This window comes from Aliiglaciecola sp. M165 (genome assembly GCF_007197995.1).
GTDB lineage: Bacteria > Pseudomonadota > Gammaproteobacteria > Enterobacterales > Alteromonadaceae > Aliiglaciecola.
On the sequence record NZ_VKKH01000006.1, the window covers coordinates 516,651 to 531,749 of the forward strand.

The window sequence follows — 15,099 nt, forward strand, 5'->3', positions numbered from 1 at the left end:
TTGATGACTAAGCTGCCCTCTAAATACAGCGCATGGTTATTTATACCCTGTGCGCTGCTAACGCTGCCAATCTGGATCGTGTTTGGCAGCGTTTTCACTCCTCAATATGAAATATGGCAACACCTCTGGCAAACCGTTCTAAGCGACTATGTCATTAATTCAATCGTTTTGGCCAGTGCCGTAGGCTTTGGAACCTTGTTGATTGGTACTAGTTTGGCATGGTGTATTGCTCGCTATGAATTTTTTGGCCGGAAATGGTTACAATGGATAGTGTTACTGCCCTTGGCCATGCCGGCCTACATTATTGCCTACAGCTATACCGGCCTGCTTGATTTTGCCGGGCCTGTGCAATCAGCTATCCGCGAAAGCTATGATTTATCCTATGGCGAATATTGGTTTCCAGATATCCGTTCCTTACCTGGAGCCATCATTGTCATGACGTTGGTGCTCTATCCTTACGTCTACATTCTTGCTAGAACAGCATTCAGTGAACACCCTGTTTCTTTGCGTGAGGCCGGAAAAAGCCTGGGGGTGTCGCCGCATAGATATTTTCTAAAGGTCACCTGGCCATTAGCTCGACCCGCTATCTTGATGGGCGTTGCATTGGCAATGATGGAAGCCTTTGCGGATTATGGCACGGTACAATTTTTTGGTGTTGACACCTTTACTACAGGTATCTTTAGAACCTGGTTTGGTCTCGGTAACCAAATCGCCGCGTCACAATTGGCGGCGCTATTGTGTACTTTTGTGTTGGTTTTACTGCTTTTGGAAAAATGGTCTCGCAAGCAGGTTCGCTATTTTCAAAATCGTCAAAGCGGGCAGCGATCACCACGGCAAAAACTTGGCACATTGTCTTCGCTTACCCTGTGCATTGTATGCTCGTTAGCACCCACTCTTGGATTTTTTGTGCCGGTTTATCAATTGGGAGACTGGGCATTTTTTGTGTCAACAAGTAGCTTTGATAGTGACTTTTTTAGCTTGGCTTGGCATTCCTTTTCTCTTGCCGCAATTTCGGCGTTGGTTGTCGTACTGTTAGCGCTATTTTTTGCCTATGGAAAGCGTTTAAACCCTGGCAAATTAATGTTTGCTCAGGTACAAGCTGTCAGTATGGGATATGCAGTCCCGGGCACGGTGATCGCGGTAGGAATATTGTTGCCATTAAGTTGGGCAGATCACAGTATCAATTATGTCACCGACACCTTTTTTGCTTTTACACCGGGATTGATATTGTCAGGAACGGCGTTTGCTTTGGTGTTAGCGTATTGTGTGAGGTTTATGTCCGTTGCATTACAAAATATTGAAACTGGCTTATCGAGGATCACACCAAACATGGATGAAGCCGCACGCTCCCTAGGCAGTGATAAGAATCAAGTACTACGGGCAGTACATGTACCGATTTTAAAAGGTAGTATATTAAGTGCAGTGCTTTTGGTGTTTGTTGACGTACTAAAAGAATTGCCAGCGACATTAATTCTTCGGCCATTTAACTTTGATACCTTGGCCGTAAGTGCTTATCAGTTTGCCTCAGATGAGCGCCTGGTAGATGCTGCAGCTCCAGCCTTGGCGATTGTATTAACAGGCATTATTCCGGTCATTTTATTGACACGGGCGCTGGATGGAAAAGTAGAATAACGATGTTGAAGCTTACTGATATTTCTGTTGATTATGGGCAAATTCGTGCCGTAAATAAAGTGAATTTTAGCCTGGAAAAGGGCCAAATTGGCTGCCTGTTGGGTCCTTCTGGATGCGGAAAAACATCTGTTTTGCGAGCGATTGCCGGTTTTGAACCCATTACGAGCGGCACTATCGAAATTAGCCATCAGTTGATGAGCGAGTATGCTGGTCAAGTAATGCCAGAAAAGCGAAATGTCGGCATCGTTTTTCAAGATTTTGCGTTGTTTCCTCACCTGAGTGTTGCGCAAAACATCGCCTTTGGGCTTAAACAGGGTACAAAAAGCGAAAAGCAGCATAGAGTGCAAAAGGTGATCGAACTGGTTGAGCTAACCGGTCAAGAAAGCCGATTCCCGCATGAGTTATCTGGTGGACAACAACAACGTGTTGCACTTGCCAGAGCCATAGCGCCAAAGCCAGAAGTTTTGTTGCTGGATGAGCCTTTTGCGAACCTAGATGCAGATTTAAGAGAATCCCTGGCGAGTCAAATACGCAACATTATTAAATATGAGCAAATCACTGCGTTGATGGTCACCCACGATCAGCATGAGGCGTTCTATGTCGCAGATGTGATTGGCGTAATGTCATCAGGTAAAATGCAACAATTGGGCAATGCATATGATTTGTATCACCGTCCAGTCAATCGATTTATCGCCAGTTTTATTGGGGAAGGTGTGTTTGTTCCCGGGACAATTACATCGCAGAATCAGCTTCAGACAGCCCTGGGTGTTCTTGAAGTTCCGACGTCCAAACGGATAGATAATCATAGCAAATGTCAGATATTAGTCAGACCGGACGATGTGATACACGACGATGATAGCAAAACCCTAGCTAAAGTGGTCAACAAATCGTTTAGAGGCTCACATATTATGTATGAGTTGAATCTTCTTGATCGTCACCAACAACGAGTGCTTTGTCTTGCGCCAAGTCACCATGATCATCATATTGGTGAGTCCATAGGGATCCGTTTGGACCTTGAGCACGTTGTTATTTTTCAGGAAGATAAGGAAAGTTAAGGTTGCAAATAGCGTTGTTTGCCGCAATTTCTCCCGTCGCCGACGTATTTTGTTTGCATCTTTCAAAACGTCGGTTTAAAAGCATTTAAAAGTCTAGGGTAGCGCTTATGTTAAAAACTATTAACCTGTGGTTTCAGGAAAAGTTAAGTCAAACAGAGAAAAATGACGATTCGCATACCGTTGAATTGGCAACCGCCGTCCTGCTGTACGAAATTATGCGCGCCGATGATACGTTTTTACAAAGCGAACATGATGAATTCGAAAAACTACTCACGACACAGTTTAATTTGGATAAAGACGAACTCGAAGTTTTGCTCGACACCTCGAAACATCACGCAAAGACCGCTGTCGATTTTCAGCAATTTACTCGCGTGTTAAACGAAAAATGCGATGTTGAACAAAAACATCAGGTACTTGAATCACTGTGGCGTGTTGCTTACGCAGACAAACACCTTGATGTACATGAAATTCATTTAATCAGGAGGATCTCTGACCTCCTACATATCCCGCATAGTGAATTTATTAAAAGCAAAATCAAAGTCACGGAATCCAATGGTTAGCGAGACATTTAACCACTAAAAATACTCATGTTACTATTTCAATACATGGTATCTTATTGAAAATAAAGATGTTTTTCAATGAGCTTTAAGGGTAGTCGCAATAAACATACATAGTCATGGTGTTTAGCTCAACTCACTATGCATAAATTTTCGTAACTATTTGATTTATATGAAATATTAATTTTTGGCACAATAACTGTAATGCTTGTGATGTCATTGTGATTAGTTGTACTGGTTCCTACAACTATTAAAGGATTGGACAATGCAGAATACTTGCGATTAACGGTTTTGTTATTGGCTGCGATGGCGTTTGCAACTAACAGCGAGATATTCTGAGTACGCTTTGCGTGCGGCAGGCAAGGAAGCCAAACCTTCTCTTCACGACGAAATCAAAAGGAGATTGCAGTATGAAAAAGTCATTGTTAATAGGTTTGTCGGTTTTCACCTTAGCTCTTATCCAGGCCACCTTAAGTGCACCAGCATATGCGCAAAGCGACTTAATTAGTGAAATGGATCAAGATGAAGACGGTATGATCAGCATTCGAGAAGCGGTTGCTAATCCTTCTTTGCTCGCTTCTTTTGGAAAGATTGATACTGACGGCGATGGAAAAATTAGCCTCAAAGAACTTGAAGAAACTCAACTACTCAAGCAGGTAATCAAACAAGCGTAGTTTTGCCAGAACCGTTTTGCACTGAAAAAGGCGTCTCTCTGAGCTTTCATTTGATCTTTTGTAATATCATAGGATACCTTCAATTTGCTCGCAGTCTTTCAAGGTATGAAAATGCAAATTGGTTCGTTAAGACAACTCACGCTATTAAGCTTTATCGTTGCACTGGTGCCTTTGGGTGTTTTACTTTGGCAAAGTCAAAGTACGCTCACAAAAATGGCCCAGATTGCAGCGAGCGAAGCCCAATTTTCTGTCGATATGACCCGTCAGGTCGCTGATATGGAAAATATAGCAACCGATGCCGAACGGCTTATCAGGCAATATCAAGTACTGAAAAAAACTGAGCTTAAACAGTTAATTGATAATTATTTATTGCGTTTGCTCGAGACTCAGCAGCCTGTGTGTGAAAAGCTCTCGGACGATTTTGCTTGTGATGCGTTGGAAAATCGCATTGCTTGGTTAAGCGAAAATACAGTTAGTGAAGATCCTCTTTTATTGGACGCCCAGTTAGCCGAATTTAGACAGGCCATTTCGGAGCTTCAACGCCAAGTTGATTATTTACTCGACAGTCGTATCGTGCAGCAAAAAGACTATATCAATACCGTTCAACAGACACAGGCCTGGTCCACAGGTTTATTGGTGTCTTTTTCACTTCTGCTGATTATCTTTGCGAGCCAATTGATCCTGTCTCCAGTGGCAAAGATTGAACGTATCATCGGAGAAATTGCCAAACAGTCAGAGAGTTTGCCCGCTATCTCCAAGTCTGGGCCTAAAGAACTCATTGAAGTGGAACACAAACTACACTGGTTAGCCGACCGTCTCAACCAACTAGAGCACCTGCGTCACGCGTTACTTCGGCACGCGTCACACGAACTAAAAACGCCCTTGGCTAGTATCAAAGAAGGGTGCTCGTTATTGTCTGAAAATGTTGTAGGGGAGTTAAATGAGCAACAAAAAGAGGTTGTGAGCCTTTTGACCAGCAGCACTGAGCGGCTAAATCAACTTATCGAACATTTACTTGACTACAACCTCTTGTTGCAACAGTCTAAACCTGTGTATGAAAAAACAGACACTAAAACCCTTGTTGAGGCAGTGCTAACGGACAATGCTTTGGCGATTGGACAAAATAATAATGAAGTCATTGTAAAAAATGAAGTTGAAACGATGTATGTCGATCCCAACCTTTTTCGTCGGATCATTGACAACCTGCTTTCGAACGCTTTGGCCCATGGTGCGGTTGGGCGCCCCATTAATATATCCTTTTATAAACAAAGAGATATGATCATTTTGGATGTGGCCAATCGGGGGCGAAAAATACCGCCAGAGCAACGTAAAGTGTTGTTTGAACCTTTCAAACGGGGCGAGCATAAACGCAATGATAGTGTTGTCGGCTCCGGCCTGGGTCTGTCGATCGTTGCGGATTGTGCACGAATGATGCAAGGAGGAGTTGAAGTGGTAGATGTAGATTATGCCGATGTTTGCATGAGAGTGAGTTTACCTGGTGTGAGGGATCTCTCATGATTTGGCGATTAATCATTGTTACAAGTGCCAGTCTTTTGTTTTCTGGCTGCTCAATTATAGAAAAATGGCAGCAACAAAAATCAGAAGCCAATGTCACAGAACAAGCCGCTGATTATTGTATCGTGGCAGACCAAGAGAGTGACGTGCCGAATAATTGTGATCTGCGATATTGGTTAGCATTTTGGGTGGAGCATGATTCGCTTCGTTGGACGCAACGTAGAGATAAAATTGATCAGTTGGGAGACTCGCCATCTGACACATTAAAAAAGGTGCTGTTGAGCCAAGGTAAAGGTACGCCTTATCAAGATCGGTTGCGCGCTCAAGGTTGGGCAGATGATTTGCTTCCTAAATTGAGCCAACCAATGCGAGATTTGATTTTGGTCATAATTTACCAACCCAGTCAGCAGTTACTGGAATTTGAATCAGCACTAACCATTTTGACGCGTATCAATACTAATCAATCTAAAGAGTTAGATGCGCAAAAAGAACGACTACTTGAACAGCAGCAACAGATTGAACAACTATTGAAAATCGAGGCCTCGATGATGCAACAAACCGATAGTTCAGAGAATAATGAGAGGAATAATTGATGAGCAAAGCTTTAGAGGCAACACTTCCAAAAATCTTATTGGTAGATGACGATGAGAATTTACTTCGTCTGATGACCATTAGGCTTCAGGGTGAGGGTTACCAAGTTGCAACCGCCGAAGGCGGGAAAGAAGCCCTTCGGTTGTTGAACACACAAAGCTTTGACGTGGTGTTGAGTGATCTGCGTATGCCTGGGTTAGATGGGCTGAGTTTGTTTGAGGAAATTGTTGCGTTAAGAAGAGATATACCCGTCATTTTGATGACCGCTCATGGCACTATTCAAGATGCCGTTGAAGCGACCCAACGGGGAGTGTTTGGCTTTTTAACTAAACCGATTGACCATGATGCACTTCGAGAGTTGTTAGTTAAAGCCGTGAGTCAAAAACAAGGCGTGCAAAAAGGTACCTGGAGTGAAGAAATCATCACCCGCTCTATGCATATGGAACAGCTCCTTGATCAGGCTTACCGTGTTGCGCAAAGAGATGTCAGTGTACTTATAAGTGGCGCTAGTGGAACGGGTAAAGAATTATTGGCCAAAGCGTTACACAAGGCCAGTGGTCGCAACAGTAAACCCTTTGTGGCAATTAACTGTGGGGCACTACCAGAAAACCTGCTTGAATCAGAATTGTTTGGGCATGCCAAAGGCGCATTTACTGGTGCCGTGAATGAGCACCAGGGCCTGTTTCGGGAAGCCGACGGTGGAACGTTATTTTTAGATGAAATTGGCGACATGCCCGTTCCGTTGCAAGTGAAATTATTGCGTGCTTTGCAGGAACAACAAATTCGTCCAGTGGGCAGCAGCAAACAGATCCCGATTAATGTGCGTGTGATCTCCGCGACTCACAAAGATCTGACCAAGGAAATGCTAAATCAAAACTTCAGGGAAGATTTATATTATCGTCTCAATGTGGTGAATTTAACTTTGCCTTCGTTGAGAGAACGCTCGGAAGATATTCCACTGTTGGCAAGATATCTGTTAAGTAAAAGCGCGGAACGGCATAACGTCAAAGTCAGTCGCTTTTCCGATGATGCTATGCAATTGTTGGTCACCGCACCATGGCCTGGTAATGTGCGGCAGTTGGTCAATGTTGTAGAGCAGTGTGTTGCTTTGACGCAAACCTCAGTGATTGCTTCTCATTTGGTCGAGCAGGCCTTGTCAGCGTCTGAGCAAAAATGGCCGACATTGACCGAAGCCCGCGATGCTTTTGAGCAAAGTTATCTGCTCAAGTTGCTTAAGATGACTGATGGTAACGTTACAAGGGCCGCGGAATTAGCTGGTCGCAATCGCACCGACATGCACAAGTTAATGAAGAAACACGACTTGCATTCTGCTGACTTTAAACCAGAGCCGGCGTAATCAATCGTCGCTTTTGTCAAAAAATGCTTAGTTGTTCGGACGCTTGTTGAGGAATCGTTTTGTTGCTTAACGACATGGTTGGGTAGCTTTGCGCAAACAAGTCGAAAAACTGTGAAGCTAACCATGGCGCCTGAGCATTGTCAGGCATATGGAAAAAGAAATAGGGATGTAATCCTTCTTGCAGCCATTGGGCAACCTTGTCCACCCATGGCTGCAAAAAAGGCCCGTTTTTATCTAGTGTAGGGTGACCAACAAAACGCACTACAGGCTTGTTTGACGTGTTGATCACATGCGTTGGGACCTTTGGTTTTTTAGTTTGCACGTCCAAAACCAGGGTGTCTGTCGGTGTTTGACAAGCAAATAAGCCTCGGGTATCCATAATTACCCGGTTGATGTTAAGCTCAGTCAGTAATTGATTAAGCCGTACCTCATTGCTGGCTTTGTCAAACCAATCTAAATGCCTGACTTCAACAGCATAATCAAAATTTTGCGGCAACTTCCGTAAAAATGTTTCCAGCTCTTCTATTCGTGACGGCCCAAACTGCCCCGGCAATTGCAACATCAAACAACCTATTTGCCTATGAATTTGTTGAAACCGTGATAATACCTGTTCAAGCAAGAGGGGCTCTGCATTCAAATTGCTCCCATGGCTAATCTCGCGCGGGAATTTAAACGTGAACGAAAAATCACTTTTAACCTGCGCAGACCAAGCAGACAAAGACTCTACAGAAGGCAATTGATAAAAACTGGTATTGCCTTCCACACTATTAAAAAACGTTTGATAGGATCTCAGTGGTTGTTGACGGGACGTTGAACTTGGAAATAGGGTGCCAAACCATTTCGGGTGGCTCCACATAGGGCAACCAAATTTAAAATTGGACTCAGTTTGTTGCATTTTTCATCAATGACCTGAATTCATAGAGTAGAAGCCTAAAAAAGCACGTACAACGCTGTGCAATGTCGCGGATTTGTTTATACTATGCCGCTTTAATTGGCATTTCCATTCCAGAATGATTTTTATGGCGCTCAGGCAAGTGTTTTGCGCCATAACCCAAGCAACAGAGGCTATACATGCGCACAGATTATTGCGGCAAAATTAATGCAAAATACATTGGACAAGAAGTCACCTTATGTGGCTGGGTAAATAAGCGTCGTGACTTGGGCGGCGTGATATTTTTAGATTTACGCGATCGCGAAGGCATTGTGCAAGTAGTCTACGATCCCGACCTACAAGACGTATTTGAGTTAGCCAATAGTCTGCGCAACGAATTCTGTGTGCAAATCACCGGGCTTGTTCGTGCACGGCCTGAAGGACAGGTCAACAAGGACATGAACACAGGCGAAATCGAGATTTTAGGTAAGGCGCTTACCATTTTAAATAAGTCAGCTGTGTTGCCGTTAGATTGGAACCAGGAAAACTCTGAAGAACAGCGTTTGAAGTTCCGTTACTTAGATCTGCGTCGACCACTGATGAGTGACAGATTAAAATTCCGTGCAAAAGTGACCAGTGCAGTGCGTTCTTATCTTGAAGAGCAGGAATTTCTTGATATTGAAACGCCCATTTTAACCAAAGCAACTCCTGAAGGGGCTAGAGATTATCTCGTTCCTAGTCGCACACACAAAGGCGAATTTTTTGCATTGCCTCAGTCACCGCAATTGTTCAAGCAGTTGTTGATGATGTCCGGTATGGACAGATACTACCAAATCGTTAAATGTTTTCGTGACGAGGACTTACGTGCTGACCGTCAACCTGAATTTACTCAAATTGATATCGAGACGACTTTTTTAGATGCGCAAGGTGTGATGTCAATCACCGAAGGCTTAATAAAGTCATTGTTTGACAAAATGCTGGGAGTGGATTTAGGTGAATTCCCGCATATGACATTCGCTGAGGCGATGCGTCGATATGGTAGTGATAAGCCTGATTTACGTAATCCGCTTGAACTTGTTGATGTAGCGGACTTAGTCAAAGACGTTGAGTTTAAAGTGTTTTCAGGTCCAGCAAATGACGCAAAAGGCCGTGTCGCTGTGATTAAGGTTCCAGGTGGCGCTAGTCTGTCCCGTAAAAACATTGATGACTATGGCAAGTTTGTTGGTATTTATGGTGCCAAGGGCTTGGCATGGATGAAAGTTAATGAACTGGCCAAAGGCATGGAAGGGCTTCAATCTCCCATTCTTAAATTCCTTAATGAGCAAGTGGCTATGGGCATTGTCGAGCGCAGCCAAGCAAAAGATGGTGACATCATATTGTTTGGTGCAGATTCTGCTAACGTTGTCACCGAAGCCATGGGGGCTTTGCGTTTGAAATTAGGTGAAGACTTAGATCTTCTCGAAGGCGAGTGGAAACCCCTATGGGTTGTCGACTTCCCGATGTTTGAAGAAGCAGATGGACAATTGCATGCGTTGCATCATCCGTTCACTGCGCCACGCGACCTAACTCCAGAGCAGCTGGCCGAAAACCCTCAAGAAGCGATTTCCAATGCCTACGACATGGTGTTAAACGGCGTTGAATTGGGCGGCGGTTCAGTACGTATTCATGATCAAGCGATGCAGGCGGAAGTGTTTAGATTACTTGGCATTAGCGATGAAGAAGCACAAATGAAATTCGGCTTTTTACTCGAAGCATTGAAATTTGGTGCTCCACCTCATGCAGGTCTTGCCTTTGGTCTAGATCGTTTGGTGATGTTAATGACAGGTGCCACCTCAATTCGTGATGTGATGGCATTCCCTAAAACCACCACCGCAGCATGTCCGCTCACCGATGCGCCAGGTGAAGCCAATCCTGAGCAGCTGAAAGAATTAGCGATTGCGACGATTGTTGAGAAAAAAGCAGAATAAGGTGGCGTTTCGACGTCCTGAATCGGCTTTGGTCGTCATTTACGATGCAGCATCAAGAGTGTTGATGCTGCAACGTGAAGATGATCCGAATTTCTGGCAGAGTGTAACCGGTACGTTGGAATCTGATGAAGAGCCGGTGATGACAGCAAAACGCGAAGTCATGGAGGAAACTGGCATAGATATCGACGCTTGTGGTTTTGAATTATTCGATTGCCGCTCGGTCAATCAATACGAAATTCGGCAGCAATGGCAACATCGATATCCACCCGAGTGTCGCTTCAACACGGAGCATGTATTTGTGTTGCGTGTCAGCGGTTCAGAATCCATCAAACTCACTGAGCACTTATCGTTTAAATGGCTTTCCAAACGAGCAGCGATTGAATTGGCATGGTCCGACACAAACAAGCAGGCCATTGAAAAGTTTGTTCCTGAAAAGGGGCCCAATTAATGGCAATCATACTAGGTATTGATCCTGGGTCGCGGATCACTGGATATGGCGTGATCAAACAAAGTGGCAATACCTTTAGTTATCTAGGAAGCGGCTGTATCCGCGTTCAAGGCGACGAGTTAGCGTCTAGATTGCACCAAATATATAACGGTGTGAGTGAAATCATCTTACAATTCCAACCGGATAAATTTGCCATTGAACAAGTTTTCATGGCTAAAAATCCAGATTCTGCCCTTAAGCTTGGGCAGGCGCGAGGAGCTGCAATTGTTGCGGCAACCAATGCCAAACTGCCCGTTGCCGAATACTCAGCCAGACAAATCAAACAAAGTGTCGTGGGCAAAGGGGCTGCTGAAAAAAATCAAGTTCAGCACATGGTCACTTACTTACTAAAGCTGCCTTCGACGCCACAAGCTGATGCGGCCGATGCATTAGCTGTAGCCTTATGTCATGGTCATACCCAACAGAGTTTGATTAAAATGTCAGGGCAGGCGAGTAAGACCGTGCGTGGCAGGCTAAGAAAATAACAGGAAATCATTATGATAGGTCGGATACGAGGAATACTCATAGAAAAACAACCACCGGATGTGCTTATCGAAGCTGCGGGTGTTGGTTATGAGGTGCAGTTACCTATGACCAGCTTTTACCAACTTCCCGATGTGGGTGAAGAGGCGATTATATACACACATTTTGTCGTGCGTGAAGATGCTCAGTTACTGTTTGGTTTTGCTGACAAGTCGGAACGAGCGCTCTTTCGTGAGTTAATTAAGGTAAACGGTGTGGGGCCAAAACTTGCGTTAACGATTTTATCGGGGATGTCTGCGGCGCAATTTATTCAATGTGTGACCCATGATGATTATACTGGTTTGGTCAAGTTGCCTGGGGTAGGTAAAAAGACTGCCGAACGGCTCGTTGTCGAAATGCGCGATAGACTGAAGAAACTCGCCGAACAAGGGGATGGAGTCACTCAGCTTCCCACATTAACTGCTGAAAAAGACGGTGCTACACTGCTTGTAACAACGGACGTAAAAGAGGATGCTCTTAGCGCACTCGTAGCACTAGGGTATAAGCCAGTACACGCCGCCAAGGTCATCAACACTGTTTATTCAGAAGGCGCGAGCAGTGAAGATTTGATCCGTGATGCGTTGCGTTCGATGGGGTAGCATATTCGCTCTAAACACACTGTACACTCAAATGATTTTACTGTATAAAAAAACATGTAACTACAATCAAACTTCAAAGTGAAAAAATTCTAAATGATTGAAGCTGATCGACTGATCCAACCAACTGCCAGCAATGAAGACGAAGTGGTTGATCGTGCTATTCGTCCAAAAATGCTGGCCGACTATACAGGCCAAGACCATGTGTGTTCACAAATGGATATTTTTATTCAGGCCGCGCGCAAAAGACAAGATGCATTGGATCACCTACTAATATTTGGTCCGCCAGGTCTAGGCAAAACAACCCTGGCCAATATAGTGGCCAATGAAATGGGCGTTAATATTAAAACAACGTCAGGCCCTGTACTCGAAAAAGCCGGTGATTTAGCAGCTTTACTAACAAATTTAGAAGAAAATGACGTGTTGTTTATCGATGAAATTCATCGTTTAAGCCCAGTAGTTGAAGAAGTACTTTATCCCGCGATGGAAGACTATCAGCTGGATATTATGATAGGAGAGGGGCCGGCAGCGCGTTCGATAAAGCTAGACCTGCCACCTTTTACGCTCATAGGTGCTACGACAAGAGCGGGATCGTTGACGTCTCCACTGCGAGACCGTTTTGGTATTGTTCAGCGACTTGAGTTTTATAATGTGAAGGATTTAACTCAAATCGTATCGCGCTCTGCAAGGTATCTGAATTTGCAAATGAGCAACGAAGGAGCGATTGAAATCGCACACCGTTCAAGAGGTACGCCGCGCATTTCAAACCGTCTACTACGTCGGGTTCGAGATTTTGCCGAGATTAAATCTGACGGGAATATTACCCAAGAAGTTTCATCGCAGGCATTAGACATGCTCGATGTTGACAAAGAAGGCTTTGATTACATGGATCGTAAATTACTCCTTACCATGATCGACAAGTTTTCTGGTGGACCTGTGGGTTTAGACAACCTTGCGGCAGCAATTGGTGAAGAAAAAGACACGATTGAAGATGTCATAGAACCCTTTCTAATCCAACAAGGATTTTTGCAACGCACACCTCGAGGCAGAGTTGCAACCAAACGCGCGTATTTGCATTTCTCAAGACATTTTGAAGCACCCACTGAAAAATAGACTCCAATCACCAAACTCGATATTGCTATAAACTCTATTGAGAGGGTTGTGATGAATTTGAAGCCAAAAAAAAGCCCGCGAAATACGCGGGCAAAGCAACAAGTGTTTGGAAGGAAAATTCCAGGGAACAAATCTGTCAATCAGAGATTGACGTATAATCTGACTGCCGCATAACGCTTGTTTTGCGTCAGTCCAGAGAACGATGTGTATTCTAGTCATCTGACCACAGATAACAATTGAAAAAAATTGTGTTTTCGGATTAGAAAAACTAATGAATTCTGTGCGCTTGTGTTGTTTTGCTTCGATGTACTCCTTTATTTGTATGCTTTTCGGCTTGATAGGTTGAATTTTGAAATTAAATTGTTAATTTATTGATTATATTTATTTGTGCGATCTGAGGTTTTTAGCGCGGATTATTCATTGTTTGTGCATAAATATTTAACCTGTCAAAAAGCTTTAATTAAAAGCCAGGTAGATACATAGATTTTAATTTTCTTACATTGCTGGCACTATGCTTGCTTTGGGTAATAGCAATGTCATGTGAGGCATAGCCTTGAGGTGATGTTTAATCTGTCACTGGACTAATAAATATGCATGTTATCTGAAAGCGATTTACAGCCGCGATTTTGGGAGCATTATGAAAAAAGGTGTGGTTCACAACTGTCAAATAAGAGTGTATTACGAAGACACGGATGCAGGTGGAATTGTTTATTATGCTAACTATTTAAAATTTCTAGAACGAGCAAGAACAGAATGGTTGAGAAGTTTTGGCATTGAACAATCGGGTTTATTGGAACAATCTATCGGTTTTGTCGTCAAACGGGTGGAAATGGACAACATAGCAGCGGCTAAATTTGATGATTTACTGCAAATCAGTACTCAAATAATTGAATTAAAACGTGCTAGCATGACGTTCCAACAACAAATAATAAATGCAGACGAAAAACGTCTGATAAGTGCGCAAATAAGAGTTGCATGTGTGGATCTTCAAAAAATGAAACCCATTGCAATTCCAAATTTTATTCTAGGGGAAATTTCACGTGTCATCTAACATGTCATTTTTTGATTTGTTTTTGCAAGCAAGTTTATTAGTACAGCTTGTTATGCTTCTACTTCTTGCCACCTCTGTGGTGTCATGGGCGTTCATTTTTCAACGAGCCAAAATTCTTAAGAGTGCCAAAACTGAAACCAAAAAGTTTGAAGACAAATTTTGGTCCGGTGTAGATCTAAATAAGCTCTATCAGGAACTCTCTGCACGACAATCGACGCAAGGTATGGCGACATTGTTTTGTTCTGGTTTTAAGGAATACGTAAGGCTAAGAAAAACCGCGAATTCTTCTCCTGAGGGTATTATGGACGGCACCCATCGAGCGATGAGAGTGTCGTTGTCACGTGAAGTTGATAACCTCGAAGCCAATCTTTCGTTTTTAGCTACGGCTGGTTCAATCAGCCCCTACATTGGCCTGTTTGGCACGGTTTGGGGGATCATGAACTCTTTCATAGCGCTGGGTGAAGTGCAGCAAGCTACTTTAGCTATGGTGGCACCAGGCATCGCAGAAGCGCTAATCGCAACGGCGATGGGGTTGTTTGCCGCTATCCCCTCGGTGATTGCCTATAACCGGTTTAGCAACCAGGTAGAGAAACTTGAAAACAGTTATGGCAATTTTATGGAAGAGTTTTCGAGTATTTTGCACCGTCAAACGCTAGCGCAGCGCGCTGAATAAGTTTGGGCTAATAATATGTATGAAAGAAAAAGACGCCGTCCCGTTTCTGAAATAAACGTGGTGCCTTACATCGATGTCATGCTGGTTCTGTTAATCATTTTTATGGTAACCGCACCTTTGGTGACCCAAGGCGTTAAAGTTGATTTACCCAAGGCTCAGGCAGAATCTTTAGATGAAGACAGTAAACCGCCGATTATCGCATCCGTTAATGCAGCCGGTGAGTATTTCATCAATGTCGGTGACAATCAGGAAGCGCCTATGTCAGCTACAGATTTAGCGGTGATTGTTGCGGCACAAATTCAAAAAGATCCTAATACGCCAGTCGTCGTTAAAGGTGATGGGGCGGTTCCATATAATTATGTTGTGCAGTTAATGGTTTTGTTGCAGCGAGCAGGGGTACCGTCGGTCGGTTTGATGACAGAGACGCCTGAGCAGTAG

16 protein-coding genes are annotated in these 15,099 nt (G+C 43.7%); 15 read left to right on the forward strand and 1 reads right to left on the reverse strand.

Annotation, left to right across the window (positions count from 1 at the left end; all coding sequences use genetic code 11):
- The first annotated feature begins 3 nt into the window (after positions 1 to 3).
- The 7 genes from FM019_RS14175 to FM019_RS14205 all read left to right on the forward strand — a co-directional run bounded on the left by FM019_RS14175 (position 4) and on the right by FM019_RS14205 (position 7,381).
- A complete protein-coding gene (locus FM019_RS14175) occupies positions 4 to 1,632 on the forward strand; it encodes an iron ABC transporter permease (protein WP_143836689.1) in 1,629 nt (542 codons plus the stop codon).
- A gap of 2 nt (positions 1,633 to 1,634) precedes the next feature.
- Positions 1,635 to 2,687 (forward strand): ABC transporter ATP-binding protein, encoded by a 1,053-nt coding sequence (locus tag FM019_RS14180; protein ID WP_143836594.1) that lies wholly within the window; start codon positions 1,635 to 1,637, stop codon positions 2,685 to 2,687.
- A gap of 107 nt (positions 2,688 to 2,794) precedes the next feature.
- Positions 2,795 to 3,247 carry a TerB family tellurite resistance protein gene (locus tag FM019_RS14185; protein WP_143836595.1) on the forward strand — a complete coding sequence of 151 codons (453 nt, stop codon included), beginning with the start codon at positions 2,795 to 2,797 and terminating at the stop codon, positions 3,245 to 3,247.
- A gap of 407 nt (positions 3,248 to 3,654) precedes the next feature.
- Positions 3,655 to 3,918, forward strand: coding sequence for an EF-hand domain-containing protein (locus FM019_RS14190; RefSeq protein ID WP_143836596.1), 264 nt, complete (start codon positions 3,655 to 3,657; stop codon positions 3,916 to 3,918).
- 111 nt (positions 3,919 to 4,029) lie between these two features.
- Positions 4,030 to 5,436, forward strand: coding sequence for a sensor histidine kinase (locus FM019_RS14195; RefSeq protein ID WP_143836597.1), 1,407 nt, complete (start codon positions 4,030 to 4,032; stop codon positions 5,434 to 5,436).
- Positions 5,433 to 6,026 carry a hypothetical protein gene (locus FM019_RS14200; protein WP_143836598.1) on the forward strand — a complete coding sequence of 198 codons (594 nt, stop codon included), beginning with the start codon at positions 5,433 to 5,435 and terminating at the stop codon, positions 6,024 to 6,026. Before FM019_RS14195 ends, FM019_RS14200 begins: the two co-directional genes overlap by 4 nt.
- Positions 6,026 to 7,381 (forward strand): sigma 54-interacting transcriptional regulator, encoded by a 1,356-nt coding sequence (locus FM019_RS14205; protein ID WP_143836599.1) that lies wholly within the window; start codon positions 6,026 to 6,028, stop codon positions 7,379 to 7,381. The genes FM019_RS14200 and FM019_RS14205 overlap by 1 nt, the downstream gene beginning before the upstream one ends.
- A 16-nt stretch (positions 7,382 to 7,397) precedes the next feature.
- Here the strand turns inward: FM019_RS14205 and FM019_RS14210 are convergent, their stop codons facing one another.
- Positions 7,398 to 8,276, reverse strand: coding sequence for a DUF72 domain-containing protein (locus FM019_RS14210; protein WP_143836600.1), 879 nt, complete (start codon positions 8,274 to 8,276; stop codon positions 7,398 to 7,400).
- A 176-nt stretch (positions 8,277 to 8,452) separates the two neighbouring features.
- On the opposite strand from FM019_RS14210, the gene aspS reads away from it, so the two are divergent.
- From aspS to tolR, 8 genes are all read left to right on the forward strand, one after another.
- Positions 8,453 to 10,219 carry an aspartate--tRNA ligase gene (aspS, locus tag FM019_RS14215; RefSeq protein WP_143836601.1) on the forward strand — a complete coding sequence of 589 codons (1,767 nt, stop codon included), beginning with the start codon at positions 8,453 to 8,455 and terminating at the stop codon, positions 10,217 to 10,219.
- A 1-nt stretch (position 10,220) separates the two neighbouring features.
- The gene (gene nudB, locus FM019_RS14220; protein ID WP_143836602.1) at positions 10,221 to 10,667 is read left to right on the forward strand and encodes a dihydroneopterin triphosphate diphosphatase; all 447 of its coding nucleotides are present in this window, start codon (positions 10,221 to 10,223) and stop codon (positions 10,665 to 10,667) included.
- Complete coding sequence (gene ruvC / locus FM019_RS14225; RefSeq protein WP_143836603.1) at positions 10,667 to 11,191, forward strand: crossover junction endodeoxyribonuclease RuvC; 525 nt, start codon at positions 10,667 to 10,669, stop codon at positions 11,189 to 11,191. Before nudB ends, ruvC begins: the two co-directional genes overlap by 1 nt.
- Before the next feature lie 12 nt (positions 11,192 to 11,203).
- Positions 11,204 to 11,827, forward strand: coding sequence for a Holliday junction branch migration protein RuvA (ruvA, locus tag FM019_RS14230; protein ID WP_143836604.1), 624 nt, complete (start codon positions 11,204 to 11,206; stop codon positions 11,825 to 11,827).
- A 93-nt stretch (positions 11,828 to 11,920) separates the two neighbouring features.
- Complete coding sequence (gene ruvB, locus FM019_RS14235) at positions 11,921 to 12,937, forward strand: Holliday junction branch migration DNA helicase RuvB (RefSeq protein ID WP_143836605.1); 1,017 nt, start codon at positions 11,921 to 11,923, stop codon at positions 12,935 to 12,937.
- 637 nt (positions 12,938 to 13,574) lie between these two features.
- Complete coding sequence (ybgC, locus tag FM019_RS14240) at positions 13,575 to 13,988, forward strand: tol-pal system-associated acyl-CoA thioesterase (RefSeq protein ID WP_143836606.1); 414 nt, start codon at positions 13,575 to 13,577, stop codon at positions 13,986 to 13,988.
- Complete coding sequence (tolQ, locus tag FM019_RS14245; protein ID WP_143836607.1) at positions 13,978 to 14,661, forward strand: protein TolQ; 684 nt, start codon at positions 13,978 to 13,980, stop codon at positions 14,659 to 14,661. Before ybgC ends, tolQ begins: the two co-directional genes overlap by 11 nt.
- A 15-nt stretch (positions 14,662 to 14,676) precedes the next feature.
- A complete protein-coding gene (gene tolR, locus FM019_RS14250) occupies positions 14,677 to 15,099 on the forward strand; it encodes a protein TolR (protein ID WP_143836608.1) in 423 nt (140 codons plus the stop codon).

Excerpts from the sequence above, each read along its gene's own strand:
- FM019_RS14185 (WP_143836595.1), top strand. The coding sequence starts at position 2,795 with ATGTTAAAAACTATTAACCTGTGGTTTCAGGAAAAGTTAAGTCAAACA.
- aspS (WP_143836601.1), top strand. The coding sequence starts at position 8,453 with ATGCGCACAGATTATTGCGGCAAAATTAATGCAAAATACATTGGACAA.
- FM019_RS14200 (WP_143836598.1), top strand. The coding sequence starts at position 5,433 with ATGATTTGGCGATTAATCATTGTTACAAGTGCCAGTCTTTTGTTTTCT.
- FM019_RS14190 (WP_143836596.1), top strand. The coding sequence starts at position 3,655 with ATGAAAAAGTCATTGTTAATAGGTTTGTCGGTTTTCACCTTAGCTCTT.
- FM019_RS14205 (WP_143836599.1), top strand. The coding sequence starts at position 6,026 with ATGAGCAAAGCTTTAGAGGCAACACTTCCAAAAATCTTATTGGTAGAT.
- FM019_RS14210 (WP_143836600.1), bottom strand. The coding sequence starts at position 8,276 with ATGCAACAAACTGAGTCCAATTTTAAATTTGGTTGCCCTATGTGGAGC.
- FM019_RS14180 (WP_143836594.1), top strand. The coding sequence starts at position 1,635 with ATGTTGAAGCTTACTGATATTTCTGTTGATTATGGGCAAATTCGTGCC.
- tolR (WP_143836608.1), top strand. The coding sequence starts at position 14,677 with ATGTATGAAAGAAAAAGACGCCGTCCCGTTTCTGAAATAAACGTGGTG.
- ybgC (WP_143836606.1), top strand. The coding sequence starts at position 13,575 with ATGAAAAAAGGTGTGGTTCACAACTGTCAAATAAGAGTGTATTACGAA.
- FM019_RS14175 (WP_143836689.1), top strand. The coding sequence starts at position 4 with ATGACTAAGCTGCCCTCTAAATACAGCGCATGGTTATTTATACCCTGT.
- ruvB (WP_143836605.1), top strand. The coding sequence starts at position 11,921 with ATGATTGAAGCTGATCGACTGATCCAACCAACTGCCAGCAATGAAGAC.
- FM019_RS14195 (WP_143836597.1), top strand. The coding sequence starts at position 4,030 with ATGCAAATTGGTTCGTTAAGACAACTCACGCTATTAAGCTTTATCGTT.
- ruvA (WP_143836604.1), top strand. The coding sequence starts at position 11,204 with ATGATAGGTCGGATACGAGGAATACTCATAGAAAAACAACCACCGGAT.
- ruvC (WP_143836603.1), top strand. The coding sequence starts at position 10,667 with ATGGCAATCATACTAGGTATTGATCCTGGGTCGCGGATCACTGGATAT.